Source organism: Streptomyces sp. LN549 (assembly GCF_043203805.1).
Lineage (GTDB): Bacteria > Actinomycetota > Actinomycetes > Streptomycetales > Streptomycetaceae > Streptomyces.
Genome location: NZ_JAZHRI010000002.1, coordinates 2,766,047 through 2,792,257, shown reverse-complemented (window position 1 = coordinate 2,792,257; position 26,211 = coordinate 2,766,047). Strand labels below are relative to the sequence as shown.

Annotated in this window: 21 protein-coding genes and 1 pseudogene; 10 read left to right on the top strand and 12 right to left on the bottom strand. The window is 71.7% G+C overall.

Features of this window, described 5'->3' with window-relative positions:
- Positions 1-38 precede the first annotated feature (38 nt).
- The 4 genes from SH922_RS12495 to SH922_RS12480 form a co-directional block, all read right to left on the bottom strand.
- Positions 39-1,205 carry an alkaline phosphatase PhoX gene (locus tag SH922_RS12495; protein WP_393057938.1) on the bottom strand — a complete coding sequence of 389 codons (1,167 nt, stop codon included), beginning with the start codon at positions 1,203-1,205 and terminating at the stop codon, positions 39-41.
- A gap of 116 nt (positions 1,206-1,321) precedes the next feature.
- Positions 1,322-1,693, bottom strand: a complete 372-nt coding sequence (nirD, locus tag SH922_RS12490; protein WP_393057935.1) for a nitrite reductase small subunit NirD — start codon at positions 1,691-1,693, stop codon at positions 1,322-1,324.
- Entirely contained in the window at positions 1,693-4,287 is a 2,595-nt protein-coding gene (gene nirB / locus SH922_RS12485; RefSeq protein WP_393057933.1) for a nitrite reductase large subunit NirB, read from the bottom strand. The genes nirD and nirB overlap by 1 nt, the downstream gene beginning before the upstream one ends.
- Position 4,288: 1 nt before the next feature.
- Positions 4,289-5,503: an NAD(P)/FAD-dependent oxidoreductase gene (locus tag SH922_RS12480; RefSeq protein WP_393057931.1), complete on the bottom strand. Its 1,215-nt coding sequence runs from the start codon at positions 5,501-5,503 to the stop codon at positions 4,289-4,291.
- Between the two features lie 182 nt (positions 5,504-5,685).
- On the opposite strand from SH922_RS12480, the gene SH922_RS12475 reads away from it, so the two are divergent.
- The gene (locus tag SH922_RS12475; RefSeq protein WP_393057929.1) at positions 5,686-6,474 is read left to right on the top strand and encodes a sulfite exporter TauE/SafE family protein; all 789 of its coding nucleotides are present in this window, start codon (positions 5,686-5,688) and stop codon (positions 6,472-6,474) included.
- Positions 6,475-6,489: 15 nt separating this feature from the next.
- On the opposite strand, the gene SH922_RS12470 is transcribed toward SH922_RS12475, so the two are convergent.
- From SH922_RS12470 to SH922_RS12455, 4 genes are all read right to left on the bottom strand, one after another.
- Complete coding sequence (locus tag SH922_RS12470; protein WP_393057927.1) at positions 6,490-7,113, bottom strand: class F sortase; 624 nt, start codon at positions 7,111-7,113, stop codon at positions 6,490-6,492.
- A gap of 114 nt (positions 7,114-7,227) precedes the next feature.
- Positions 7,228-8,052 (bottom strand): hypothetical protein, encoded by an 825-nt coding sequence (locus SH922_RS12465; protein WP_393057925.1) that lies wholly within the window; start codon positions 8,050-8,052, stop codon positions 7,228-7,230.
- 382 nt (positions 8,053-8,434) lie between these two features.
- Entirely contained in the window at positions 8,435-8,896 is a 462-nt protein-coding gene (locus SH922_RS12460; RefSeq protein ID WP_393063541.1) for a DUF5990 family protein, read from the bottom strand.
- A gap of 79 nt (positions 8,897-8,975) precedes the next feature.
- Positions 8,976-9,776, bottom strand: coding sequence for an aminotransferase class IV family protein (locus SH922_RS12455; RefSeq protein ID WP_393057923.1), 801 nt, complete (start codon positions 9,774-9,776; stop codon positions 8,976-8,978).
- An 88-nt stretch (positions 9,777-9,864) separates the two neighbouring features.
- On the opposite strand from SH922_RS12455, the gene SH922_RS12450 reads away from it, so the two are divergent.
- Positions 9,865-10,488, top strand: coding sequence for an NADPH-dependent FMN reductase (locus SH922_RS12450; RefSeq protein WP_393057921.1), 624 nt, complete (start codon positions 9,865-9,867; stop codon positions 10,486-10,488).
- Between the two features lie 66 nt (positions 10,489-10,554).
- Complete coding sequence (gene cutA, locus SH922_RS12445) at positions 10,555-10,893, top strand: divalent-cation tolerance protein CutA (RefSeq protein ID WP_393057919.1); 339 nt, start codon at positions 10,555-10,557, stop codon at positions 10,891-10,893.
- Here cutA and SH922_RS12440 read toward each other — a convergent pair.
- Positions 10,845-12,995, bottom strand: coding sequence for a molybdopterin oxidoreductase family protein (locus SH922_RS12440; RefSeq protein ID WP_393057917.1), 2,151 nt, complete (start codon positions 12,993-12,995; stop codon positions 10,845-10,847). The two genes, cutA and SH922_RS12440, sit on opposite strands and share 49 nt — an antisense overlap.
- 107 nt (positions 12,996-13,102) lie before the next feature.
- Positions 13,103-13,837, bottom strand: a complete 735-nt coding sequence (locus SH922_RS12435) for a vancomycin high temperature exclusion protein (protein WP_393057915.1) — start codon at positions 13,835-13,837, stop codon at positions 13,103-13,105.
- A 152-nt stretch (positions 13,838-13,989) separates the two neighbouring features.
- Between SH922_RS12435 and SH922_RS12430 the strand changes: the two genes are divergently transcribed.
- From SH922_RS12430 to SH922_RS12400, 7 genes and pseudogenes are all read left to right on the top strand, one after another.
- Complete coding sequence (locus tag SH922_RS12430) at positions 13,990-14,805, top strand: Cof-type HAD-IIB family hydrolase (protein WP_393063540.1); 816 nt, start codon at positions 13,990-13,992, stop codon at positions 14,803-14,805.
- Between the two features lie 147 nt (positions 14,806-14,952).
- Positions 14,953-15,894 (top strand): sirohydrochlorin chelatase, encoded by a 942-nt coding sequence (locus SH922_RS12425; RefSeq protein ID WP_393057913.1) that lies wholly within the window; start codon positions 14,953-14,955, stop codon positions 15,892-15,894.
- A gap of 36 nt (positions 15,895-15,930) precedes the next feature.
- Entirely contained in the window at positions 15,931-17,259 is a 1,329-nt protein-coding gene (locus tag SH922_RS12420; protein WP_393057911.1) for a deoxyguanosinetriphosphate triphosphohydrolase, read from the top strand.
- Between the two features lie 87 nt (positions 17,260-17,346).
- Positions 17,347-17,709 (top strand): annotated as a pseudogene (locus SH922_RS12415) (TSUP family transporter); the annotation flags it as partial.
- An 89-nt stretch (positions 17,710-17,798) separates the two neighbouring features.
- On the top strand, positions 17,799-19,058 hold the full coding sequence (locus tag SH922_RS12410; RefSeq protein ID WP_393057909.1) for an NAD(P)/FAD-dependent oxidoreductase: 1,260 nt from the start codon (positions 17,799-17,801) through the stop codon (positions 19,056-19,058).
- Between the two features lie 137 nt (positions 19,059-19,195).
- A complete protein-coding gene (gene dnaG, locus SH922_RS12405) occupies positions 19,196-21,097 on the top strand; it encodes a DNA primase (RefSeq protein ID WP_393057907.1) in 1,902 nt (633 codons plus the stop codon).
- Between the two features lie 198 nt (positions 21,098-21,295).
- Complete coding sequence (locus SH922_RS12400) at positions 21,296-22,429, top strand: RNA polymerase sigma factor (protein WP_393057905.1); 1,134 nt, start codon at positions 21,296-21,298, stop codon at positions 22,427-22,429.
- Between the two features lie 103 nt (positions 22,430-22,532).
- On the opposite strand, the gene SH922_RS12395 is transcribed toward SH922_RS12400, so the two are convergent.
- Together SH922_RS12395 and SH922_RS12390 are read right to left on the bottom strand one after the other, a co-directional pair.
- Entirely contained in the window at positions 22,533-24,464 is a 1,932-nt protein-coding gene (locus tag SH922_RS12395; protein ID WP_393057903.1) for an ABC transporter ATP-binding protein, read from the bottom strand.
- The gene (locus SH922_RS12390) at positions 24,464-26,197 is read right to left on the bottom strand and encodes an ABC transporter ATP-binding protein (RefSeq protein ID WP_393057901.1); all 1,734 of its coding nucleotides are present in this window, start codon (positions 26,195-26,197) and stop codon (positions 24,464-24,466) included. Before SH922_RS12390 ends, SH922_RS12395 begins: the two co-directional genes overlap by 1 nt.
- Between the last annotated feature and the right edge of the window lie 14 nt (positions 26,198-26,211).

Below are 26,211 nucleotides of genomic sequence, written 5' to 3'. Positions count from 1 at the left end.
GCGGCGCCGGTACGGGCGCCGCGCGGCCGGGGTCGCGCTCAGCTGCGGAACGGCCCCGTGACCTCGTACGTGATGCCGCCGGACGAGCTGCCGCTCGTCCCGCGCTGCGAGGAGAAGTAGAGCCGGGTGCCGTCCGGGGAGAACGCAGGGCCGGTGATCTCCGAGCCGGACTGGCCGCTGATCCGCAGGAACGGGGCGACGGTGTCGTCCGGGGTGATCAGGCAGATCTCCATGTTCCCGCCGTCCTCGGCGATGTACAGGTCTCCCGAGGTGGACCGGGTGACGTTGTCGACGCCGGTCAGCGGGGCGCTGCCGCCGGTGACCAGCGAGTCGTCGTAGACGAGCGAGATGCTGGACGCGTTCGCGTCGTACGCCCACACCCGGTTGTCGCCCTTGGTGGTGAACCAGCAGGTGCCCGCCGCGTAGAAGCAGCCCTCGCCGCCGTTGAACACCTTGGCGCCGGAGACCTGGTAGCGGGTCAGGGTGGGCGAGCCGTCCGGGTCGGGGACCGTCGCCCAGGTCACCGGGCCCGAGGTGCCGGTGCCGGCCACCAGGACCTGGAGGGTGCCGGCGGACAGGTTGCCCCAGGTGGTGGGGCGGAAGCGGTAGAAGCGGCCGTCCGTCTCGTCCTCGGTGAGGTAGACGTACCCGTGGTCCGGGTCGGCTGCCGCCGCCTCGTGCTTGAAGCGGCCCAGCGCGGGGCGCTGCACGGCCGCGTTCACGCCCCAGGGGTCCGTCTCGTAGACGAATCCGCGGCTGACCTCCTCGCAGGACAGCCAGGTGTTCCACGGGGTGCGGCCGCCCGCGCAGTTGTTGTCGGTGCCGGACAGGATCCGGGAGGCGGAGGTGACGGTTCCGGAGGAGTTGAAGCGCACCGCGCTCGCTCCGCCGCCGCTGCCGGCGGACACCTCGGAGTTGGAGACGTAGATCCAGCCGCTGCCGTCGGCGAACGTGGCGCCCCCGTCGGGCGCGCTGTGCCAGGCGTACGAGGTGCCGGGGACGGTCTGCCCCGAGCGGGCGATGATTCTGCTGGTGAAGCCGCTCGGCAGCAGGATGCCGTTGCCGTTGGCGGCCTGCAGCGCGCCGTACGGGCCGGTGGCCGGCTGGGCGGGGCCGGCGAAGGCGGCACCCCGCCACAGGGTGCCGCCGAAGGCGGCCGCCGAGCCGCCGATCACCGCTGTGCGCAAGAAGGTCCGACGTTCCACGATCACTCCACGGGTGACGTGAGGGCCCGCCGGTCCGGTCGGCCCGGCGGGTCGAACGTCAGGACAGTAGAGGGACGCAGTTGACGGAGCGTCAACAGGCGGTGAACGGGCCGGGATCAGTCCGCGCGGACTTCGAAGACCGGCACCGAGACCTCGTCGTCGTCCAGGCAGGCCCCCGTCGCCAGGTCGAAGCGCTGCTTCAGGAGCGGGGAGGCGACGAACGGCTGCCCGCCGTCCGAACCGACCAGCCCGCGGGAGAGGACGTACGCACCGGTGAACGGGTCGCGGTTGTCGATCGCGTACGTACGTCCCGCGCGGTCCACGAACAGCGCGACCTGCCGGCCGTCCGGGAGGAGCGCGGCGACCCCGCGGCCCGGCGTCAGCAGCGAGCGGTCGCAGACCGTGAGCCAGTCGTCCCCGGCGGCGAGCCGGATGACCCGGGTGTCCTGCGCGGTCTCCGTCGTCTCGGTCATCGTCTGGGTCGTCATCAGGAGGCGGTCCCTTCAAGAGTGCGGATGGCGAGAACCGGGCCCGCGAGGATGTCCAGGTCGGGCTTGACCTGGTCGCGTTCCGGGACGAACTTCACCGACGGGTCGGGTGCGTCGGGTGCGTTGACGAAGGTCACGAAGCGGCGCAGCCGCTCCGGGTCGTTGATGGTCTCGGCCCACTCGTCGCGGTAGCCGCGGACGTGGTCGGCCATCAGCCGCTCCAGCTCGTCGCAGAGCCCCAGCGAGTCGTGGACGACGACGTCCCGTACGTGCTCCAGGCCGCCGTCGATGCGGTCGAGCCAGGTCGAGGTGCGCTCCAGCCGGTCCGCCGTGCGGATGTAGAACATCAGGAACCGGTCGATGAGCCGCACCAGTTCGGCGTCGGACAGGTCCTGGGCCAGCAGGTCCGCGTGGCGCGGGGTGGCACCGCCGTTGCCGCCCACGTACAGGTTCCAGCCCTGGGCGGTGGCGATGATCCCGAAGTCCTTGCCGCGGGCCTCGGCGCATTCGCGGGCGCAGCCGGAGACCGCCGACTTCAGTTTGTGCGGGGAGCGCAGGCCGCGGTAGCGCAGCTCCAGATCGATCGCCATCTTCACCGAGTCCTGCACGCCGTAGCGGCACCAGGTCTGGCCCACACAGGACTTGACCGTCCGCAGCGACTTCCCGTACGCGTGCCCCGACTCGAAGCCCGCGTCCACGAGGCGGGTCCAGATCAGCGGCAGCTGGTCGACGCGGGCGCCGAACAGGTCGATCCGCTGGCCACCGGTGATCTTGGTGTAGAGGCCGAAGTCCCGGGCCACCTCGCCGATCACAATCAGCTTCTCCGGGGTGATCTCGCCGCCGGGGATGCGCGGCACGATCGAGTAGGAGCCGTTGCGCTGGAGGTTGGCCAGGAAGTGGTCGTTGGTGTCCTGGAGAGCCGCCTGCTCGCCGTCCAGGACGTAGCCGCTCGCACCGACCGTCGGCGCCAGCGAGGCGATGACCGAACCGACCGTCGGCTTGCAGACCTCGCAGCCGTCGCCACCGCGTGCCGCCTCCCGGCCGTGCGAGTCGAGCAGCTCGGCGTACGAGGTGATTCCCAGGGTGCGGACGATCTCGTAGAGCTCACTGCGGGTGTACGAGAAGCAGCCGCACAGGCCCTTGTCCTGGCTCTGCGGAAGCAGCTGGCCGATGACCTTGACGCAACTGCCGCAGCCGGTACCGGCCTTGGTGCACTTCTTCACCTCGGGCAGCGTGGTGTGCTCGCAGATCGCACCCTTGGTGACGTTGTGGCAGGAGCAGATGACGGCCTCGTCGGGCAGCGAGGAGGGGCCGAGGGTGACCGGGCCGCCCGCGCCGGCCGGCAGGACCAGCTGCTCGGGGGCGACCGGCAGGACCGTGCCCGTCATCGGGCGCAGTGTGCCGTACTGGTCGGCGTCCCCGACGAGCACTCCGCCGAGCAGTGTGCCGTCCTGGCCGATCACCAGCTTCTTGTAGACGCCGGAGCGGGAGTCCGCGTACACGACGTCCAGGCAGCCCTCGGAGGTGCCGTGGGCGTCACCGAAGGACGCCACGTCCACACCGAGCAGCTTCAGCTTCGTCGACAGGTCGGCGCCGGTGAACGCCGCCTCGTTGCCCGCGATCACCGCGGCGGCCGTCTGCGCCATCTCGTATCCGGGCGCCACCAGGCCGTACACCCGGCCGTCCGAGGCCAGCGCGCACTCGCCGATCGCGAAGACCGCCGGGTCGGAGGTGCGGCATTCGTCGTCGACGATGATGCCGCCGCGCTGGCCGACCGCCAGACCGCAGTCCCGGGCCAGCTGGTCGCGGGGCCTGACACCGGCCGAGAAGACCACCAGATCCGTGGCGAGCGACGAGCCGTCGGAGAGCGACATCCCGTTCACCGCGCCGTCCTCGCCCGCGGTGACCTCCTGGGTGCCGACGCCCGTGTGGACGGTCAGGCCCATGTTCTCGATGGTGCGCAGCAGCGCCGCGCCGCCGCCCTCGTCGACCTGGACGGGCATCAGCCGGGGCGCGAACTCCACCACGTGGGTGTCGAGGCCGAGCCCCTTCAGCGCGCCCGCCGCCTCCAGGCCGAGCAGTCCGCCGCCGACGACCGCGCCGGTCGTCGCCGTCTTCGCGTACTCCTCGATCGCGAGCAGGTCCTCGATCGTGCGGTAGACGAAGCAGCCCTCGCTGTCCTTGCCGGGGACGGGCGGGACGAACGGGTAGGAGCCGGTGGCCAGCACCAGAGTGTCGTAGCGGAAGGTCTCGCCGGAACGAGCGGTGACCGTGCGGGCCTCGCGGTCCAGGGACTCGGCCGGGTCACCGATCCGCAGTTCGAAGCCGTGCTGCTCCATGAAGCCCTGCTCGACCAGCGACAGGTCCTCGGGGGTCTTCCCTGAGAAGTACGAGGTCAGCTGCACCCGGTCGTAGGCGGCGCGGGGCTCCTCGCAGAGCACGACGACCCGGGCGGTGCCGGCGGTGGCCGTCAGCCCGCGGTCGGCGAGGGCCTCCAGGAAGCGCTGTCCGACCATTCCGTGCCCGACGACCACGATGGTCGGCACGGCTGCCGCGGTGGAGGTGTGGGCGGTCGGGAGAGTGGACACCGGCATCTCAGAAGCCTCCGTCGTTGGTGAGCAGGTGGAGCAGGGACGTTTCGGCGGGGAGCGGTTCGTCGTCCTGCCAGGTGCGGGCCAGGGTGCCGACCGCGGCGAGGTCGCCGAGCAGCACACCGCCCGCCAGCCGGTCGCCGCGGACGACGACCGTGCGGTACGCGCCGCGGGTGGCATCCGCCAGCCGGATCACGTCGTCGCCGGGCAGCGGCCGGGAGTCGCCGAAGGCGGCGAGATCGAGCGATCCCGTGCCGGGGTCGGCCGGGCCGTTCAGGGTCAGCCGGGTCAGGGCCCGGGTGCCGTCGTACCGGGCGGGCCGCCCGGCCAGCACCTCGGCGAGCACATCGGCCTGCTCCAGCGCCGGGCCCGCGAGCCCGTACACGGTGGAGCGGTGCTCGGCGCAGTCGCCGACGGCATGGATGTACGGATCGGAGGTGCGCAGCTCGTCGTCGACGACGACGCCCTTGCGGACCTCGAGTCCGGCCGCCTGCGCGAGGCCCGTCCGGGGACGCACCCCGCAGGCCAGCACGGTGATCTCGGCCGCCAGCTCGTAGCCGTCGGCGAGCTCCACGGCCCGCACCGCACCGTCGGTGCAGCGCAGCCCGCGGACCCGGCACTCGGTGTGCACCTCGACGCCGAGCGACTCCAGATGGCGCCGCAGCAGTCCTGCCGACTCCGCGTCCAGCTGCCGTTCCATGAGGTGCTCGCCCTGCTGGGCCAGCACCACCTGGGCACCGCACTCGGCCAGTGCGCGGGCCGCCGACACGCCCAGAAGACCGCCGCCGATGACGACCGCGCTCACCCCCGGCCGCACCGAGGCGCGCAGCGCCATGCAGTCGTCGAGGGTGCGGAAGGCGTGCACCCCGTCCGGCATCGTGTTCCCGAGCCCGCGCAGCGGCGGGAGCACCGGGTTGGAGCCGGTCGCCAGCACCAGCCGTCCGTAGCGCACGACGCTTCCGTCGTCGCAGTGCACCAGCCGGTCGTCCCGGTCGATCCGCACCACCCGCACCCCGCGCCTGACCTCGGCCGGGGGGAGCGCGATCACGTCCGCCGGATACCGTCCGGCCAGCACCTCGGCCAGCAGCACCCGGTTGTAGGGGGCGTGCGACTCCTCGCCGATGACGGTGACATCGGGCACCTTGGCGGCGAGGCGTGCGCCCGCCATCCCGGCGCCGATCACCACCACCCGCGCCGTGTTCTCCGTCCGTGTCCTCATGTCAGGAAGCGTGACCGGGGGGTGTTACCCGTCCGGATCCCCTCTGTTTCCCGGGAGGAACCTTGCGCTCAGCATCGGCGGAAGACGCCTGTGAGGGCCGGACGCGGCGCCGAGCTCAGAATTGGCTCAAGAATTCCGGGACGGTTGGACGCGACACGTACCGTTTCCTTAAGGTCGCGATCATGCCTGACATAACCCTGACCACCCTCGTCGTGCTGTGCCTCGCCGCGGCAGCGGCCGGCTGGATCGACGCGGTGGTCGGGGGCGGCGGACTGCTTCTGCTGCCCGCGCTGCTGCTCGGTCTGCCGCACGTCCCGGCCGCCCAGATCCTCGGCACCAACAAGGCGGTCGCCATCGTCGGCACGTCGGGCGCCGCCGTCACCTATGCGCGCAAGGCGCCGGTGAAGGTCGGCACGGCGCTGCGGATCGGGCTGGCGGCGCTGGCCGGCTCGATGACCGGTGCCTTCTTCGCCGCCGGGATCAGCAGCGAGGTGCTGCGCCCGGTGATCATGGTGGTACTGCTGGCCGTCGCCGCGTTCGTGATGCTGCGGCCCCAGTTCGGCCGGTCGGCCGAGGACGGCACGGCGCCCCGGGTCACCCGGGCCCGCACCGTCACCGCGATCGTGCTGGTGGGCGGCGGCATCGGTCTGTACGACGGGCTGTTCGGGCCGGGCACCGGCACCTTCCTCGTGCTGGCGCTCACCGCGGTGCTCCACCTCGACCTGGTGACGGCGTCCGCCACCGCCAAGATCGTCAACGTCTGCACCAACGGCGGGGCCCTGGCGATGTTCGCCTACCAGGGCAACGTGATGTGGCAGCTGGCCGCGCTGATGGCGGTGTTCAACCTGGCGGGCGGCCTGTTCGGGGCGCGAATGGCGCTGCGCAAGGGCAGCGAGTTCGTCCGCGGGGTGCTGCTGGTGGTCGTCTTCTCGCTGGTGGCGAAGCTCGCGTTCGACCAGTGGCAGGCCTGAACGGCGCGGGGTTCCTCAGCGCACGCCGGTGAGGTGGGCGTACGCCACCACGTTGCCCTCGTAGCCCGTCGCGTCGGAGAAGCCGCCACCGCACGTGATCAGGCGCAGCGAGGCGTGCTCCGAGGCCCCGTACACCCGCCGGTCGGGGAAGTCCTCGTTGTCGTACACCTCGATCGCGTCGACGGAGAAGACGGCGGTGCGGCCGTCCTGGCGCAGCACCTCGACGGTGCTGCCCTTCTTCATCGACCCCAGGTCGTAGAAGACGGACGGACCCTGGGCGTTGTCGACGTGACCGGCGACGATCGCCGTGCCCTTGGCGCCGGGCGGCGGGCCGTCCTTGTACCAGCCGACGATGTCCGTGTTCCCGGCCGGCGGTACGTCGAGGCTGCCGTCCGGTCCGAGCCCGAGCCGCATCATCGGGGCGTCCACCCGGATCGCGGGGATGGTGATGCGAACGGGCGCCGACGGCCGGAGCGGCTCGGCGACCGGCGATCCGGGCAGCAGCCCGGGACCGGCGGCGAAGGCGTCGGCGGAGGCCGGGGCAGGCGGGGTCAGCCGCGCGTCGGCGCCGTTCCGGATCAGCCAGAGACCGGCCAGCGCCGCGACGACGAGCAGCCAGCCCTTGGCCTTCTGGGACACGGTCGTCCTCCGTGTGACGGGGGCCGGGATGGGCCCGAGTGAGAAGGGTCCCGCCCCGGTGGCGCGAAGCCACCGGGACGGAAACCGGGCGGTACGGAGAGGTGGAAGTCTCCGTCAGCTGTCGTCCTGCGTGCCGCTCGCCCGGCGACGCAGGAGCCAGGCTCCGCCGACGGCGGTCGCGGCGAGAACGCCGGCTCCCGCCGCGATCTGGGTGATGTCCGGTCCGACGCTGCCGCCGATACCGGTCTTCACATGCCCCGTGGGGGCGGTGGGTGCGGCCGAGGTGTGGTGGCCGGAGGGGGTTTCGTAGCCGCCGGACGAACTCTCGTGCCCGGACGAACTCTCGTGCCCGGCGGAACTCTCGTGCCCGGAGGGGCTCGGGTGAGCGGTGGGGGTGCCGCGGTCCGGGAGCGCGGGGGCATCGGGCACCAGGGCCGAACCGGAAGCCTCGGCCTCGTCGAGACCGGTCGTGTCGTACTCCTCGGAGTCGTAGAGGTCCGTGGGCAGACCGGCACCTGCGGGGGAGTCCGTGTCGGATGACCCGGCGGCACTGTCCTTGTCCGTGGCGGCCGCTGCCTTCACCTCGATCTCCCCGGTGGCCTGCTTGCCGTTCTCGCAGGCCACGTCGATGCTGTACGGCCCCGGCTCGACGTTGCCCGGCACCCGGAACGAACCGGCCAGGACCTCCTTGAGCGTGGCCGGAGCCAGCGCGAACTGCGAGGCGTCCAGGGAGCTCGCGTCCCCCGTGGCGCCCGTGTCGCTCCCACAGGCGGTGGTGTTCACGGTGACGGTGGCGCCCGGGGCGGCACTCGCGGGAGTGATCTCCAGTGGCACCGGCTCATCCCCGTACGCGGACGGGGCGGCGGCGCTGAGGCCGAGCGCGGCAGCGGCGAGGGCCGCGGCGGCGGTGCCGGTCACGAGGCGAGCAGGACTGCGCATGAGGGTTCCTCCGAGCGGGGATGGCGCCGGGCTGGTGTGTCCTGTTCCGAGCTAACGGCCGGTCCGCCATCCATGCCTGCTGACACCAGGTCAGCTTTCACCCGACCGGACCGGCGCCGCCTCCTTGCCGCGCCCCATGCGCGCAGGTCGCGGCGGTGATGGCAGGGGGGAGGGGTCGTCCTTCGGTGTCCGGTGCCGATCGGGTGATGGCCCACCGAAGGGAAGGTGTCGTACGTCACACGCATGACTCGGGTGTCGCCGGGCACACGATGTTCACCCCCCACGGGACGGCGAGTACGGCCGCCCCCGGCCGCCACCCTCACCGGACCCACCCCCCCTGGGTCCGGTGAGGGCGGTTCGTCCTGTGCCGGGCGATGTCCGCTCAGGCGGGCGCGCCGGCGGACCAGGTGATGACGGGCGGCCGGACCCGGCCGCACAGCGGCTGTCCCTTGACGTCGGAGAGCGGCAGCCGTGCGGTGAGGTGCCCGGAGCGCGCGGCCGCTTCGAGGGTGTCCGTGTCGATGTCGGAGAACATCAGCTTGGCCCGCCGGAACATGGAGAACAGCCCGTCCGTGTCGACCGTGCCCCACGACAGGTAGACGAACCGGCCGCCGAGCCGGTTCTGCACGAACGGCCCGCTCACCTCGGTACCGTCCGCGCCGCCGGTGGTGGTGCAGTCCAGGGTCCAGCGGGCGGCGGGGGCGTCGCCCGGGTGCAGCCCGAGGAGTTCACCGGGCCGGTCCTTGCGCTGCACGCCCACGTGGATGTTCTCGCGGCCGGGGAAGTCGCCGCCGGGCCCGCAGGTGCGGCCGGGCAGCTGTGAGCCCTCGATGTGGATCTGCATGGGCGACGGCGGTCCTTCGGCGGGGGTCTGCATGGGTCCATGGTCCACCGTTGCGGCGGGCCGCCGGCCGCCCAGGGTGTCAGGCGGTGTCCCAGGGGGCTGCCTCGTATGCGGCCGTCAGCCGCTTCATCAGCTCCTCGTCGAGCGTGAACGCCGTGTCGTCGATCCGGGCGACCGGCGCCATGCCCTGCGAGTTGGTGACGAACGCGGACCGGTAGGCCCCCAGCCCGTCCTTCGTCACCGGTCGGCGCACCGAGCGCACGCCCGTGCCGGGCAACTCCTGTTCCAGGAGTGCCATGGTGATGCCCGACAGTGCGGGTGCCTGCGGCCAGACGACCGAAGTGCCGTCCCAGAAGCCGATGTTGGTGATCGCGCCCTCGGTCACCTCGCCGTCCGGAAGGGTCAGCAGCGCGTCGTCGAAACCGGCGCGGCGGGCGAGGTCCCCGTAGTACGTCTGGCCGAAGTCGCCGGGGCGCTTGAGGTGCGGCGCGGTGCGCGCGTACGGGACGGACATCAGGCCGACCGGCTCGGGGCTCATCCGGGCCGGCCCGCGCACCGCGACCATGACGGTCGTCGCGGCGGCGCCCGGCGGCCGCAGTCCGTGCACCCGCACCGAGGCGTCCGCCGTCCCCGCGCCCCACAGTGCGTGCCGGATCAGCTCCCGGACCAGGCCGCCGTCCAGGGGGAGTTCGAACAGCTCCCGGTTCGCGGAGTCGAGCCGCTCCAGATGGAGCCCCAGGCCGCGCACCCGGCCGTCCCGGACCTGCATGGCCGTGAAGTGGCCGTAGCCGGAGAAGGCGGCCGTGCGCAGGTCGTCCTCGGTGGCCGGATGCCCGTCGAACTCGGCGTAGGGGAGTGGTGCGGCTGCTGGAGTCGTCATGTCGGCCACCGTATGCCGACACGCGCGGCGCAAGGACCCGGAAGCGCGCGCTTGACCTCAACCACGGTTGACGTACGAACCTCTTCGCATGGACCTCACCACAGCCGGAAACACGGCCACCGCTCTGTCCGAGACCGCCCCTCTCAAGGTCGCCGTCATCCTCGCCAGCAACCGCGAGGGCCGGTTCGCGCCCGTCGTCGCCGACTGGTTCCGCTCCCGCACCGACGGCCACCCCGGCATCGAGACCGACCTGCTCGACGTCGCCGCGCTCGACCTGCCGACCGCCCTCTCCCGCCGTCCCGGACCCGAGGACCAGGCCGTGCTGGCCGAGGTCTCCGGGCGGCTGGCGGCCGCCGACGCCTTCGTCGTCATCACGCCGGAGTACAACCACTCCTACCCGGCCCCGCTCAAGAACCTCATCGACTGGCACTTCACCGAATGGCAGGCCAAGCCCGTCGCCTTCGTCTCCTACGGAGGGGTGTCCGGCGGTCTTCGCGCGGTCGAGCACCTGCGCCAGGTCTTCGCCGAGCTGCACGCCGTCTCGGTCCGCGACACCGTCTCCTTCCACAACGCCGGCGCCCTCTTCGACGACGAGGGCAGGCACCGCGACCCGGTCGGCCCCGACGCGGCGGCGAAGTCGCTTCTGGACCAACTGGTCTGGTGGGGGCGGGCCCTGAGGGGCGCCAGGGCTGCGCACCCGTACGGAGGCTGACTGCGCGGCACCACGACCTGACCGACAATCGGGAGGAGGACCGCTGCCGATCCGAGGAGACCGAAGGTGACCACGTCCGCATGGCTGACCGTACTGACCACGACGGACAGCGAGGAGAAGGCCAAGCTCCTGGCGCAGGGCGCGGTGGAGGCGAGGCTGGCCGCCTGCGTCCAGATCTCCGCGCCGATCACCTCGGTCTACCGGTGGCAGAACGCCATCGAGTCGACCGAGGAGTGGCAGCTGTCCTTCAAGACGACTGCTGCGCGCTACGCCGAGCTGGAGGCCCACCTCCAGGAGGCGCACGACTACGACACCCCGGAGATCATCGCCCTGCCGGTGCTCCGGGGGAGCGCCCGCTACCTCGGCTGGGTGTCCGCCGAGACGGCCCCGGTCACCTCGCTCTGAGTAACACCGGGGGTCGGGCCGAGCGCCTCCAGCCGTACGGCGCACACCTTGAACTCCGGCATCCTCGACACCGGGTCCAGAGCCGGGTTGGTCAGCGTGTTGGCCCGGCCCTCACCCGCCCAGTGGAACGGCATGAACACGGTGTCCTGCCGGATCGCCACGGTGATCCGCGCGGGCGCCACCGCCCGGCCGCGGCGTGAGGTGACCGCCACCGGATCGCCCTCGGCCACCCCGATCCGCTCCGCGAGCCGCGGATGCAGCTCGACGAAGGGCCCCGGGGCGGCGGCGTTCAGCTCCGCCACCCGGCGGGTCTGCGCCCCCGACTGGTACTGGGCGACGACCCGTCCGGTGGTCAGCACCACCGGATACTCCGCGTCCGTCTCCTCGGCGGACGGCCGGTGCGTGACGGGCACGAACCGGGCCCGCCCGTCGTCCGTCGCGAACCGGTCCAGGAACAGCCGCGGCGTACCGGCGTGCTCCGTGTCCGGACACGGCCAGAACACCCCGTCCTCGGCAGCGATCCGCTCGTACGTGATGCCCGCGTAGTCCGCCGGGCCGCCCGCCGAAGCCCGGCGCAGCTCGTCGAACACCTCCTCCGGGTCGGCCGGGAACCCCTTCCCGTGCCCGAGGAGCCCGGCCAGCCCGTGCAGCACGTCCAGATCACTGCGGACGCCCTCGGGCGCGGTGACCGCACGCCGGCGCAGCAGCACCCGGCCCTCCAGGTTCGTGGTGGTCCCCGTCTCCTCGGCCCACTGCGTCACCGGCAGCACCACGTCGGCCAGCGCGGCAGTCTCCGACAGCACCACATCGGCGACCGCGAGGAAGTCCAGCGACCGGAGCCGCTTCTCCACATGCCCCGCGTGCGGCGCGGACACCACCGGATTCGAGCCCATCACCAGCAGCGCCCGCACCTCGGTGCCCAGCGCGTCGAGCAGCTCGTAGGCGCTGCGCCCCGGCCCCGGCAGCGTGTCCGGGTCGACCCCCCACACCCCCGCGACATGGCGGCGCGCCGCCGGGTCGGTGAGCTTGCGGTAGCCGGGCAGCTGGTCGGCCTTCTGGCCGTGTTCACGGCCCCCCTGGCCGTTGCCCTGCCCGGTCAGGCAGCCGTAGCCGGACAGCGGCCGGCCCGCCCGCCCGGTGGCCAGGGCGAAGTTGATCCAGGCGCCGACGGTGTCCGTGCCCTTCGCCTGCTGCTCGGGGCCGCGCGCGGTCAGCACCATGCCGCTCTCGGCGTCGCAGAACATCTCGACGGCCGACCGCAGCTGCGGCACCGGCACGCCGGTCAGCCGCTCCACCAGCTCCGGCCAGTGGGCCATCACCCCGGCCCGCGCCTCGTCCCAGCCGCTGGTGCGCTCCCGCACGAAGTCCTCGTCCACCCGCCCCTGCGACACCACCAGGTGGAGCATGCCGAGCGCGAGCGCCAGATCGGTGCCGGGCCGGGGGGCCAGATGGAGGTCCGCCTGCTCGGCGGTCCTGGTGCGGCGAGGATCGATGACGATCAGCCGGCCGCCGTTCTCCCGCAGTTCGGTCAGATAGCGCAGCGCGGGCGGCATCGTCTCCGCGAGATTCGACCCCACGAGGATCACGCATCCGGTGCGCGGGATGTCCTCCAGTGGGAACGGCAGTCCGCGGTCGAGACCGAAGGCCCGCTGGTGCGCGGCGGCCGCCGACGACATGCAGAACCGCCCGTTGTAGTCGATCTGCGAGGTGCCGAGCACCACCCGGGCGAACTTCCCGAGCGCGTACGCCTTCTCATTGGTCAGCCCGCCGCCGCCGAACACTCCCACCGCGTCGGCCCCGTGCTCCGCGCGCGTCCCGCGCACCCCGTCGGCGATACGGGCCAGCGCCTCGTCCCAGCCGGCCGGCTCCAGCTCCCCGGTCGCCGTGTCGCGTACGAGCGGACCGGTCAGCCGTACCGCGGAGGAGAGCACGGCGGGCGCCGAACGCCCCTTGCCGCACAGTGCGCCCCGGTTCACGGGGAAGTCGGTGCGCTCCTCGACCTCGACGACCGCGTCACCGGCGACCGGGCGCAGGCTCATGCCGCACTGCAGTGCGCAGTACGGGCAGTGGGTCGCGGTGGCGGCAGTCGCGGTGCTGGTCATGACCCCAGACTGCGAGCCGGGTGTTACACGGGTGCCCGCTCCCGGTTACACCGCCGGTACGCGCACCTCAGCCCGCCCGGCCGGCGGCCGTGAGGTGCGCCGCGCCGTCACCGGTCATCCGACGCGAGTGCCTTCGTCACTCCCGGCTCGCGCGGCCCGAGGAAGTGCGGATCCGGCTCGAACAGGGCGTCCAGGGCCGCCTTCCCCGCCGCGAACACCTCCCGCGTACCGCCGTAGTACCAGGTCGCATCGTGTACGGCATCGACCCCGACGCCGTACGCATCGATCCCCGCCGCCCGGCACAACGCGATCGCACGCCGGATGTGGAACCCCTGGCTCACCAGCACGGCCCGCTCGACGCCGAAGATCTTCCTGGCCCGCACGCACGAGTCCCAGGTGTCGAAGCCCGCGAAGTCGCTGACGATCCTGCTGTCCGGCACCCCGTGCGCGACCAGGAACGTGCGCATCGCGTCCGGCTCGTCGTACTCCACCCGGCTGTTGTCACCGGTCACCAGCACGACCTTCACCTTCTTGTCCCGGTACAGCCCGGCCGCGGTCCGCAGCCGGTTCGCGAGATACGGGGACGGCTTGCCGTCCCACAGCCCCGCGCCGAACACCACGGCGACCTGCTGCGCGGGCACGTCCGCCGCCGTCCTGACCCGGGCGTCGGCGACCGTGTGCATCCAGGTGGCCGGGGCCAGCGCCAGCACACAGGCGACCATCACCCCCTGCACGGCCAGGCGCCGCCCCCGCCGGGTCCGCGGCAGCCGCGGCCGCAGCCGGGCTGCGGCCTTCCGCAGCCGGGTCCGGCCCGTCCCTGTTCCCCGTCGCCCCAGTCCCATGGGAGTCCCCCGTTCCTGTTTGTCCCGTGCCGTCGCGAAACGTCCCTTATGGCTTGACGAGCGCGAACCGTCCCCCATGACTTGACGAGCAGACGGCCGAAAGGGTTCTCGGAATCGGCCGTCGGTAGCATCGGCCGATGTTGCTCCCACGGCTGATCGCCTCAGATCTCGACGGCACCCTTCTGCGCAACGACGGCACGCTCTCGCCCCGCACCCTGCAAGCCCTGCGCACGGCAGAGGACGCCGGCGCGGAGATCGTCATCGTCACCGCGAGACCGCCCAGGTTCGTCGACCGGCTCGCCGAGGCCACCGGCCTCGTGGGCACGGCGGTGTGCAGCAACGGCGCCCTCGTGTACGACATCGCGACCCGCACCGTCGTCTCGTCCCGTGTCCTGCCCCTGAGCACCGCGCAGCGGGTGGCCACCCGACTGGCAGCGGCGATGCCCGAGGTGGGCTTCGCCCTGGAGACCGGGAACCAGGTGCTGTACGAACCGGCCTATCGGCTGCGCATGTCCGAGGACGCCGGCGCCGAGCTCCCCGTACCGTCCTTCGCCGACCTGTGGCTGACCGAGGCCCCCGTCACCAAACTGCTCGCCTGGTCGGACCGGCTCGACGCGGACACCCTGCTGGCCGCGGCCCGGCAGGGCGCGGGCGACGAGGTGCAGCTCACCCACTCGGGCGGGCGCGGACTGCTGGAGATCAGCGCGCCCGGTGTCACCAAGGCCGGCACCCTGGAGGTGCTCTGCGCCGCACGGGGTATCGACGCCACCGAGGTCATCGCCTTCGGTGACATGCCCAACGACCTCACCGTCCTTGCCTGGGCGGGCACCGGTTACGCGATGGCCAACGCCCACCCGGCCGTACTCGCCGCCGTGCCGGTGCACACCGCCACCAACGAGGAGGACGGCGTCGCCGACGTCATCGAGCGGCTGTTCGCCGGCCAGGTACGGCCCGCGGCCGCCAACTGACAGCAGGCAGGGCCCCGGCCGGGCTCCGGGCAGGTCCGGCCCCGGGGCGGTCAGCTGACAGCGGGCAGGCGCGCCCGGTGAGGCGGCGGAAAACGCCTGTGACCGGCGCGCAACGACGCGGCAACCTGCGCCCGGCACCATCGGTCCATGACGGAGCCGGCACCGGAACGTCCCCAGGAGTCCCTGTCCCTCGACAGCACGGCGCAACTGTTGACCCGTATCACCGCACAGCTCGGCACCCAGCTCAGCCTCGTCTCCCTGAACGGAATCCGACGGCCCATGGACCGCACCCCGCAGCAGGCCCCGCACAGCAACGTGAGCCCCCTGATGCCCGCCGCACCCGCACTCGTCGCCGTCGCGCACGGCAGCCGGGACCCGCGGGCGCTGCACACGGTGACGGGACTCCTGGACCGGGTGCGGGAGCTGCGGCCGGGGCTCGACGTCCGGCTCGGTCACATCGAGCTCAACGCACCCCTCCTCCCGCAGACCCTGGACGCGCTGGGGGGCGGCGAGGCGGTTCTCGTCCCGCTGCTACTGGGCCGCGGCTACCACGTGAAGCAGGACATCCCGGACGCCGTCGCCGGCGCCCCCGCCCTGCGCACCCGCACCGCCGGCCCCCTCGGACCGCACCCGCTGCTGGTCGAGGCGCTCCACGGCCGGCTCACCGAGGCCGGCTGGCTCCCCTCGGACGACGGGAACCGCAACAGCGCCGTGGTCCTGGCCGCCGCCGGTTCGCGGGACCCCGAATCGGCCGCCGACACACGTCGCACCGCGCACCTGCTCAGCGAACGGCTCGGCGGAGTGCCCGTCGTGCCCGCGTACGCCTCCGCCGCGACGCCCACCGTCCCGGCAGCCCTGCGCGCGCTCGCCGCCCGCGGCCGCCGGCGGGTCGCCGTCGCCTCGTACTTCACCGCCCCCGGACGCTTCGCCGCGGCCGCGGCGGCGGAGGCGCCCTGGATCGCCGCCGCTCCGCTCGGCGCCCACCCGGCCATGGCACGCCTGCTGCTCCACCGCTACGACCAGGCACGGGCGGGTGGCGCACCGGCGCAAGAAACCCTGATGAACACACGATTCCTGGCCTCCGCCTGAGCCCTCCTGTCAGTCCGGCGGATTAGTGTCGCTCTCATGAACGGCACGGACGGCACGGACAACGCGTACGGCACACAGGACCCCGGCACGGCCCCCTATGGCGCCGCCGACGCCGAGCGCTGGGACACCGAACCGGACAAACGGCCGGGCCGCACCGCCTTCCAGCGCGACCGCGCCCGGGTGCTGCACTCCGCGGCCCTGCGCAGGCTCGCCGGGAAGACCCAGGTCGTCACCCCGGGCACCCGCAGCCACCTCTGGGACGCCAGCCCGCGGACCCGGCTCACGCACTCGCTGGAGTGCGCACAGGTCGGCCGCGAACTCGGCGCCGCGCTCGGCTGCGACCCCGACCTGGTCGAAACGGCCTGCCTCGCCCACGACATGGGCCACCCGCCCTTCGGGCACAACGGCGAACAGGCGCTGAACGACTTCGCATCCGACTGCGGTGGTTTCGAGGGCAACGCCCAGTCCCTGCGGCTGCTGACCCGGCTCGAACCCAAGCGGTTCGTGCCCGACACCCGCACCGGCGAACTGGTCAGCGTCGGGCTCAACCTCACCCGTGCCGCGCTCGACGCCGCCACCAAGTACCCCTGGCCGAGAGGCGCCCATCCCACCGACCCCGGCTCGCCGAAATTCGGGGTGTACGAGGATGACCTGCCGGTCTACCAATGGTTCCGCAAGGGCGCCCCGCAGGACCGCAAGTGCTTCGAGGCCCAGGTGATGGACTGGTCCGACGACGTGGCGTACTCGGTCCACGACTTCGAGGACGGACTGCACGCCGGCCACATCGACCCCAACTGCCTGGACGCCGAGCCGGAGCGCCGGGAGATCTGGGCCGTCGCCATCGGACGGTACGTCCCAGCGGACACCGATCCCCAGGAGCTGTCCGACGCACTGGACCGCCTCATCGGCCAGGACTGGTGGCCGCACGGCTACGACGGTTCGGCCGTCGCCCAGGCCCGGCTCAAGGACGCCACGAGTCAGCTGATCGGCCGGTTCTGCCTCGCCGCCGAGAGCAGCACCCGGCAGGCGTACGGCACCGGACGCCTCGGCAGATACGGCGCGGAGCTCGTCGTCCCCCGCGACGCACGCAACGAGTGCGCGGTCCTCAAGGCGGTCGCCGACCGGTACGTCATGCAGCGCGCCGAGCAGGAGGCGATCCGCGCCGATCAGCGGATCGTCATCGCCGAACTGGCCGCGGCGCTGACCGCCCGCGCACCGGAGGGCCTGGAGCCACACCTGCGCGCACTGTACGAGGCGGCCCCCGACGACCGCGCCCGCAAGCGGGTCCTGGTCGACCAGATCGCCGCCCTGACCGACGCGTCGGCCCGTAGCCTGCACCACTGGCTCACCGCACGCCGCGGCTGACCGGACCGTCAGAGGCGCGGCCATGACGTACAGCCGTTCCACCGGTCCGGACGCCCGCCGGGAAGGGCACAGGGCGGCCCTGCCGGCCGGTCCCGGGCCCGCTCCTGCGCGGCGGGCGCGGCCATCGGCTTCTACAGTGGAGCGATCGGTTCGGGGACGGGCGTCCTGCTGGTCGTCGTTCTCGTCACCGTCCTCGGCGCGGGCCTTCTGCGTGGCTCGGCCATGGCGAAGCTCGTCTCGGTCGGCACCGACCTCGGGGCTCACCTGGTCTTCGCCTCCCTCGGACATGTCCTGTGGCAGTGGGGCGCGGCGATGACGGTCAGCAATGTCGCAGGTGGTGTGCTGGGTGCACGTACCGCAGTGCGCAGGGGCGCCGGACTCGTCCGCGCCACCCTGCTCCTCGTGGTGCTGGCCCTGGTCGGCAAACTGGCCTATGACCACTGGGTGTGACCTGATCGGGCCACACCCTCTTTCGCCATCACGCTGCGTGCGGGACGCTCGCAGTTGGCGCCGCGCAGCAAGCACCGAGGAGGCATCAAGTGGTCGACGCACATCGGACGTTCGTCATTGTCGGCGGAGGACTGGCCGGAGCGAAGGCAGCGGAGACGCTCCGGTCGGAGGGTTTCAGCGGGCGGGTCATCCTGATCGGCGATGAGCGGGACCACCCGTACGAACGCCCGCCGCTCTCCAAGGGGTACCTGGCCGGGAAGGAGGACCGCGACAGCGTCTTCGTCCACGAGACCGCCTGGTACGCGGGGGCCGACGTCGAGCTCCACCTCGGCCAGCCCGTCACCGCGCTGAACCGCGAAGCCTGCTCCGTGGAGCTCGGCGACGGCACCGTCATCCACTACGACAAGCTGCTCCTGGCCACCGGCGCCGAACCGCGCCGCCTCGACATCCCCGGCACCGACCTGGCGGGCGTCCACCATCTGCGCCGCCTCGCCCACGCCGACCGGCTGCGCAACGTGCTGGCCGCACTCGGCCGCGACAACGGCCATCTGGTGATCGCGGGCGCCGGCTGGATCGGCCTGGAGGTCGCGGCGGCGGCCCGCGGATACGGGGCCGAGGTCACCGTCGTCGAACCGGAGGCGACCCCGCTGCTCAAGGTCATCGGCCCCGAGCTCGGCCAGATCTTCACCGACCTGCACAGCGACCACGGCGTCCGCTTCCACTTCGGCGGCCGTCTCACCGAGATCGTCGGCCAGGACGGCATGGTCCTCGCGGTCCGCACCGACGACGGCGAGGAACACCCCGCCCACGACGTCCTCGCCGCGATCGGCGCCGCCCCGCGTGCCGCCCTCGCCGAGGCCGCAGGACTCGACATCGTCCCGCGCGCCCAGGGCGGCGGCATCGCCGTGGACGCCTCGCTGCGCACCAGCGACCCGCACATCTTCGCGGCCGGAGACGTGGCCAACGTGGCCCATCCGCTGCTCGGCACCCGGCTGCGGGTGGAGCACTGGGCCAATGCGCTGAACAGCGGGCCTGCGGCGGCCCGCGCCATGCTCGGCCAGGACGTCGCCTACGACCGGGTGCCGTACTTCTTCTCCGACCAGTACGACCTCGGCCTCGAATACTCGGGCTGGGCGCCGCCGGGCAGCTACGACCAGGTCGTGATCCGCGGCGACGCGGGCAAGCGTGAGTTCATCGCGTTCTGGCTGAAGGACCACAAGGTGCTCGCCGGGATGAACGTGAACGTGTGGGACGTCACGGAGACCGTGCAGGAGCTGATCAGGGCCGGACAGCCGGTCGACCCGGACGCCCTCGCCGACCCGTCCGTGCCCCTGGAGTCACTGATCTGAGCGCGCCCCGCTCCGGTTCCCGCACCGCCCCCGTGCCGCGGCCCCGCAGGCCTCGGCACGGGCGGCGGACGCAGCGGACGCACGGGATCACACCCGCGCGCACCATGACTGTCCCACCCCACCCGTAGACTTCACTCGTGGCAGGCAGGATCAATGACGACGACGTGAAGGCGGTCCGGGACGCGGTCCCGATCGACGCCGTCGTTTCCGAGTACCTCCAGCTGCGCAACGCGGGCGGTGGAAACCTCAAGGGCCTGTGTCCCTTCCACGACGAGAAGTCCCCCTCCTTCCAGGTCAGTCCGAGCAAGGGTCTCTTCCACTGCTTCGGCTGCCAGGAGGGCGGCGACACGATCGCCTTCGTGCAGAAGATCGACCACCTGACCTTCGCGGAGGTCGTCGAGCGGCTCGCGGCCAAGGCCGGCATCACCCTGCGGTACGAGGAGGGCGGGTACAACCCCTCCCACCAGCGCGGTGAGCGGATCAGGCTGGTCGAGGCGCACAAGGCGGCCGCCCAGTTCTACGTCGAGCAGCTGGACGGCCCGGAGGCCGAGATCGGCCGCAAGTTCCTCGCCGAGCGCGGCTTCGACCAGGCTGCGGCCGAGCACTTCGGCGTCGGCTACAGCCCCGCGGGCTGGGACCACCTCACCCGCTATCTGCGCGGCAAGGGATTCAGCGACAAGGAACTGATCACCTCCGGCCTCTCCCAGGACGGCAGGCGCGGTCCCATCGACCGCTTCCGCGGCCGGCTGATGTGGCCGATCAGCGACACCTCCGGCGACATCGTCGGCTTCGGCGCCCGCAAGCTGCGCGACGACGACAACGGCCCGAAGTACCTCAACACCCCTGAGACGCCGATCTACAAGAAGTCCCAGGTGCTGTACGGCATCGACCTGGCCAAGAAGGACATCGCGAAGTCCAGCCGGGCCGTCGTCGTCGAGGGCTACACGGACGTGATGGCCTGCCATCTCGCCGGGGTCACCACCGCCATCGCGACCTGCGGCACGGCGTTCGGCGGCGACCACATCAAGATCCTGCGCCGCCTCCTGATGGACAACGGCAGCGCCCGGGTGATCTTCACGTTCGACGGTGACGCGGCCGGCCAGAAGGCGGCCCTGCGCGCCTTCGAGGACGATCAGAAGTTCGCCGCCGAGACCTACATCGCGATCGCCCCGGACAACATGGACCCGTGCGACCTGCGCCTCGCCAAGGGCGACGAGGCCGTCCGCGACCTGGTCGAACCCCGCACCCCGCTCTTCGAGTTCGCGCTCCGCCAGATCGTCGCCCGCTACGACCTGGAGACCCCGGCGGGCCGCGCCGCCGCACTCGACGAGGCGGCCCAGGTCGTCGCCAAGATCAAGACGGGCAGTGTGCAGCGCGAGGTCGCCGTCCAGCTGGCCGGCTTCGTCGGCATCCTGGACCAGGAGTACGTCGTGCACCGGGTCAACCAGCTCGCCCAGTGGGCCCGCGGCCGGGGCGACCGGGGACCCGCACCCGCCACGCGCGGGGGCTCACGGCGCCAGGAGGTTCAGGCGCCCGCCGTCCCCTCGGGCCCCGCGCTCAACCTCCGCAGCCCGGCCCACCGCACCGAGCGCGAGCTGCTCAAGCTCGCCCTGCAGAAGCCCGCCCTGGTCTCCCCGGCGTTCGACGCCTACGGGGTCGACGAGTTCACCGCCCCGCCGTACGCCGCGGTCCGCCAGTGCATCGCGGAGGCGGGCGGCGCGGAGCTCGGCGTCCCCGAGACCCGCGAGTACCTCGTCCAGGTGCTCGACGCGACCCCCAACGACACGGTGCGCAAACTGGTCACGGAGCTGGCGGTCGAGGTCTTCCACGGCAAGTCCATCGACGAGGCGTACGCGGGCGAGCACCTGGTCAAGGTCCGCCTGCGCGCCGTCGACCGCCGGATCAACGACGTCCAGGGCAGTCTCACCCGCCTCGGCAGCAACGTCGCCCCGGACCACCTGGCCGCCGCACAGAACGAGGTCTGGGTCCTCCAGCAGTACGCCCAGTCCCTGCGCAACAACGGCGCCGACGCGCTCTGACGGCGCCGCGGCGGCCTCCGCGCCGGTAACCGGCCGGTCACGGAACGAACTCAGAAAGTCCCCGCACGCCCCTCGTGGCGGCCGTGTGTCGTACCCCACACTGGGTGGCGGTGCCTGAGTCATCGGAGCGCGGCCGGCTCACCGAACGGTGGTCCTCCATCCCCGCGTTCCGGCAGCGATCACCTGGAGGTCGCCCCCGTGCAGACCCGGACCGTGACCGAAACCGAGCGTGTCCCGGCCATCCCCGCGCAAACCCGGGCCGTGCATCACCCCGAGGCCGCGGTGGACCCGCCGACGCCCCTGGCCGCCCCGCGGAACCCGCCCGAAGCGCCACCGGACCCGCCCGAACCGCCCGAGGCCGTCATGGAGGAGTCGGAGCACCCCGAACCGTCGGGGCCGCGCAGCCGCCCGGACACCGGCGGACCGTCGTCCGACCTCTTCCGCCAGTACCTGCGCGAGATCGGCCGCATCCCGCTCCTCACCGCCGCCGACGAGGTGGAGCTCGCCCGCCGCGTCGAAGCCGGCCTGTTCGCCGAGGAGCGTCTGGCCCGCACCCCGGACCCCGACACCCGGCTGGCCGTCGATCTGGACCGGCTCGTGGTCATGGGGCGGATGGCCAAGCGCCGCCTCATCGAGGCCAACCTCCGCCTCGTCGTCTCCGTGGCCAAGCGCTACGTGGGCCGCGGACTGACCATGCTGGACCTGGTCCAGGAGGGCAACCTCGGACTGATCCGGGCGGTCGAGAAGTTCGACTACGCCCGCGGCTACAAGTTCTCGACGTACGCGACCTGGTGGATCCGGCAGGCCATGTCCCGCGCCCTCGCCGACCAGGCGCGGACCATACGGGTCCCGGTCCACGTCGTCGAACTGATCAACCGCGTCGTCCGGGTCCAGCGCCGGATGCTCCAGGAGCACGGAAACGAGCCGACGCCCGAGGAGGTCGCCGCCCAGCTCGACCTGACACCCGAACGGGTCGGAGAGGTCCTGCGCCTCGCCCAGGAGCCGGTGTCCCTGCACGCCCCGGTGGGCGAGGAGGACGATGTCTCGCTCGGCGACCTCATCGAGGACGGGGACGCCGCGTCCCCCGTCGAGTCAGCCGCGTTCCTGCTGCTGCGCGAACATCTGGAAGCGGTGCTCTCGACCCTCAACGAGCGGGAGCGCAAAGTGGTCCAGCTGCGCTACGGGCTGGCCGACGGGCGGCCGCGCACGCTGGAGGAGATAGGACGGATCTTCGGCGTGACCCGCGAGCGCATCCGGCAGATCGAGTCCAAGACCCTCAACAAACTGCGGGACCACGCCTTCGCCGACCAGCTCCGCGGCTACCTGGACTGAACGCGCACGCGTCCGTGCCCAGGCAGCCGCATGGCCAGGCCCCAGGGCCTCTCGTTCGGATCATGCCGGGCTCGCTGATCCGGCCTGATCCAAACGAAAGACCCTAGTCGACCTCGGCGACCGCCTGCGCGAACTGGGCCGCGTACAGCCGGGCGTACGCGCCCTCCGCCTCCAGCAGCTCGTCGTGCGTGCCCTGCTCGACGATCGACCCGTTCTCCATCACCAGGATGACGTCGGCATCCCGGATGGTGGAGAGCCGGTGCGCGATCACGAAGCTCGTACGGCCGTGTGCGAGACCGGCCATCGCCTTCTGGATCAGCACCTCGGTACGGGTGTCGACGGAGCTGGTCGCCTCGTCGAGCACCAGTATCACCGGGTCGGACAGGAACGCCCGTGCGATGGTGATCAGCTGCTTCTCGCCCGCACTGACACCCGAGCCCTCGTCGTCGATCACCGTGTCGTAGCCGTCGGGCAGGGTGCGGATGAAGCGGTCGGCGTGGGCCGCCCGCGCCGCTTCCTCGATCTGCTCACGGGTGACATCGCCCGAGGCGCCGTAGGCGATGTTCTCCGCGATGGTCCCGCCGAACAGCCAGGTGTCCTGGAGGACCATGCCGATCCCCGAGCGCAGGTCGTCACGCGACATCTTCGCGATGTCGACCCCGTCGAGAGCGATCCGGCCGCCGGTCACCTCGTAGAACCGCATCAGCAGATTGACCAGCGTCGTCTTGCCTGCGCCGGTCGGGCCGACGATCGCGACCGTGTGGCCGGGCTCGACGCTGAGCGACAGGTCCTCGATGAGCGGCTTCTGCGGGTCGTAGCGGAACGACACGTTCTCCAGGGACACGCTGCCGCGCAGCTGCCCGGGGAACTCGGCCTCGCCCTTCGCCGGGTCGGCGTCCTGCTCCTCGGAGTCCAGCAGCTCGAAGATCCGCTCCGCCGAGGCCACCCCGGACTGCACCAGGTTCGCCATCGAGGCGACCTGGGTGAGCGGCATGGAGAACTGCCGCGAGTACTGGATGAAGGCCTGCACATCACCGATCGACAGTGCGCCCGAGGCGACCCGCAGCCCGCCGACGACAGCGATCAGTACATAGTTCAGGTTCGACACGAACATCATCAGCGGCTGCATGATCCCGCTGTTGAACTGCGCCTTGAAACCGGCCTCGTACAGCGCGTCGTTCTGCTCGGCGAAGTCCCGCGCCGACTCGTCCTGCCGCCCGAAGACCTTCACCAGGGTGTGCCCGGTGTACATCTCCTCGATGTGGGCGTTGAGCTTGCCCGTCACCTTCCACTGCTGGACGAACTGCGGCTGGGAGCGCTTGCCGACCTTCGTCGCCACGACCACCGACAGCGGCACCGTCACCAGCGCGATCAGCGCCAGCAGCGGCGAGATCCAGAACATCATCACGAGCACGCCCACGATGGTGAGCAGCGAGTTGATCAGCTGCCCCATCGTCTGCTGCATCGTCTGCGAGATGTTGTCGATGTCGTTCGTCGCCCGGCTCAGCACCTCGCCGCGCTTCTGCTGGTCGAAGTACGACAGCGGCAGCCGCGACAGCTTCGTCTGGATGTCCTCGCGCAGTTGGAACACGACCCGGTTGATCACCCGGATCGACAGCCGCGTCGACACCAGCATCAGCAGCCCGGCACCGACGTACACGGCCAGCGCCACCAGCAGCACCTGGCCGATCGCGTCGAAGTCCATGCCCTGTCCCGGGGTGAAGTCCACCTTGGAGAGCATGTCGGCCAGGCCGCTGTCGCTGTTGCGCAGGCCCTCGACGGCCTGCTCCTTCGTCGTCCCCGCGTCCATTCCCCGGCCGACGACACCGGCGAACACCAGGTCGGTGGCCTTGCCGAGGATCTTCGGGCCGACCACAGAGAGCGCCACGCTCAGCGCGACGGCCACCAGCATCACGTACAGGGTGGCCTTCTCCGCCGCGAAGCGCTTCAGCAGCCGCTTCGACGAGCCCTTGAAGTCCATGGACCGTTCGGTCGGCGCCCCGCCCGCCATCATGCGTCCACCAGGCCCGGCCATTACGCGGCCTCCGCTTCCGTCAGCTGGGAGAGAACGATCTCCCGGTATGTCTCATTGCCTTCCATCAGCTCGTGGTGGCTGCCGGAACCGACGACGCGGCCCTCGTCCAGCACCAGGATCCGGTCGGCGTCGCGGATGGTGGACACCCGCTGCGCGACGATCACCACCGTCGCCCCCCGGGTCTCCCGCAGCAGCGCCGCGCGCAGCGCCGCGTCCGTGGCGTAGTCCAGGGCCGAGAAGGAGTCGTCGAAGAGGTAGATCTCCGGCTGCTGCACCAGCGTCCGGGCGATCGAGAGCCGCTGCCGCTGCCCGCCGGAGACATTGGTGCCGCCCTGCGCGATCGGTGCGTCGAGCCCGTGCTCCAGTTCCTCGACGAACTCCTTGGCCTGCGCGATCTCCAGCGCGTGCCACAGCTCCTCGTCGGTCGCGTCCGGGTTCCCGTACCGCAGATTCGTCGCGACCGTCCCGGAGAAGAGGTACGGCTTCTGCGGGACCAGGCTCACGGTCTTCGCCAGCAGGACCGGATCCAGCGTCCGTACGTCCGTTCCGTCGACCAGCACCTGGCCGTCCGTGACATCGAACAGCCGGGGTACGAGACCGAGCAGCGTCGACTTCCCGCTGCCCGTCGACCCGATGATCGCGGTCGTCTCGCCGGCCCGCGCCACCAGGTCCACCGAGCGCAGCACCGGCTCCTCGGCGCCCGGGTAGCGGAAGTCCGCACCGCGCACCTCGAGATGGCCCTGGACAGTGAGCTCCCGCACCGGGTTCACCGGCGGCACCACGCTCGAATCGGTCTCCAGGACCTCCTGGATGCGCTCCGCGCAGACCTCGGCGCGCGGCACCATCATGAACATGAAGGTGGCCATCATCACCGACATGACGATCTGCATCAGATAGGAGAGGAACGCGGTCAGCGCGCCGATCTCCATCCCGCCGCTGTCGATCCGGTGCGCGCCGAACCAGACGACGGCGATCGACGACACGTTCACGACCGTCATCACGGTCGGGAACATCAGTGCCATCAGCCGGCCCGTGGACAGCGCCACGTCCGTCAGCTCGGTGTTGGCGCCCCGGAAGCGCTCTTCCTCGTAGTCGTCGCGCACGAAGGCGCGGATGACCCGGTTGCCGGTGATCTGCTCGCGCAGCACCCGGTTCACCGTGTCGAGCCGCTCCTGCATCGTCCGGAACAGCGGGCGCATCTTCCGCACGATGAGGCTCACCGCGATGCCGAGGACCGGCACCACCGCGAGCAGCACCGCGGACAGCGGGACGTCCTGGCCGAGCGCCATGATGATGCCGCCGACGCACATGATCGGCGCCGACACCATCAGCGTGAACGTCATCAGGGCCAGCATCTGGACCTGCTGCACGTCATTGGTCGTACGGGTGATCAGCGAGGGCGCACCGAACCGGCCGACCTCACGCGCTGAGAACGACTGCACCCGGTCGAAGATCGAGGCCCGGACGTCGCGGCCGAGGGCGGACGCGGTGCGGGCACCGATGTAGACGGCCCCGATGTTGCAGACCACCTGGGCGATGCTGACGACGATCATCACGCCGCCGTACTGGAGGATGTAGCCCGTGTCCCCCTGGACGACACCGTTGTCAATGATGTCCGCGTTCAGGGTGGGCAGATAGAGCGTGGCGCAGGTCTGCAGCAGCTGGAAGACGACCAGCAGCGCGATCGGTTTCTTGTACGGACCGAGATAGGCCCGCAGGATTTTTATGAGCACGCGTGTCTCTCGGA

Excerpts from the sequence above, each read along its gene's own strand:
- nirD (WP_393057935.1), bottom strand. The coding sequence starts at position 1,693 with ATGACGACCCAGACGATGACCGAGACGACGGAGACCGCGCAGGACACC.
- nirB (WP_393057933.1), bottom strand. The coding sequence starts at position 4,287 with ATGCCGGTGTCCACTCTCCCGACCGCCCACACCTCCACCGCGGCAGCC.
- SH922_RS12480 (WP_393057931.1), bottom strand. The coding sequence starts at position 5,503 with ATGAGGACACGGACGGAGAACACGGCGCGGGTGGTGGTGATCGGCGCC.
- SH922_RS12475 (WP_393057929.1), top strand. The coding sequence starts at position 5,686 with ATGCCTGACATAACCCTGACCACCCTCGTCGTGCTGTGCCTCGCCGCG.
- SH922_RS12465 (WP_393057925.1), bottom strand. The coding sequence starts at position 8,052 with ATGCGCAGTCCTGCTCGCCTCGTGACCGGCACCGCCGCCGCGGCCCTC.
- SH922_RS12460 (WP_393063541.1), bottom strand. The coding sequence starts at position 8,896 with ATGCAGATCCACATCGAGGGCTCACAGCTGCCCGGCCGCACCTGCGGG.
- SH922_RS12455 (WP_393057923.1), bottom strand. The coding sequence starts at position 9,776 with ATGACGACTCCAGCAGCCGCACCACTCCCCTACGCCGAGTTCGACGGG.
- SH922_RS12450 (WP_393057921.1), top strand. The coding sequence starts at position 9,865 with ATGGACCTCACCACAGCCGGAAACACGGCCACCGCTCTGTCCGAGACC.
- SH922_RS12440 (WP_393057917.1), bottom strand. The coding sequence starts at position 12,995 with ATGACCAGCACCGCGACTGCCGCCACCGCGACCCACTGCCCGTACTGC.
- SH922_RS12435 (WP_393057915.1), bottom strand. The coding sequence starts at position 13,837 with ATGGGACTGGGGCGACGGGGAACAGGGACGGGCCGGACCCGGCTGCGG.
- SH922_RS12425 (WP_393057913.1), top strand. The coding sequence starts at position 14,953 with ATGACGGAGCCGGCACCGGAACGTCCCCAGGAGTCCCTGTCCCTCGAC.
- SH922_RS12420 (WP_393057911.1), top strand. The coding sequence starts at position 15,931 with ATGAACGGCACGGACGGCACGGACAACGCGTACGGCACACAGGACCCC.
- SH922_RS12395 (WP_393057903.1), bottom strand. The coding sequence starts at position 24,464 with ATGGCCGGGCCTGGTGGACGCATGATGGCGGGCGGGGCGCCGACCGAA.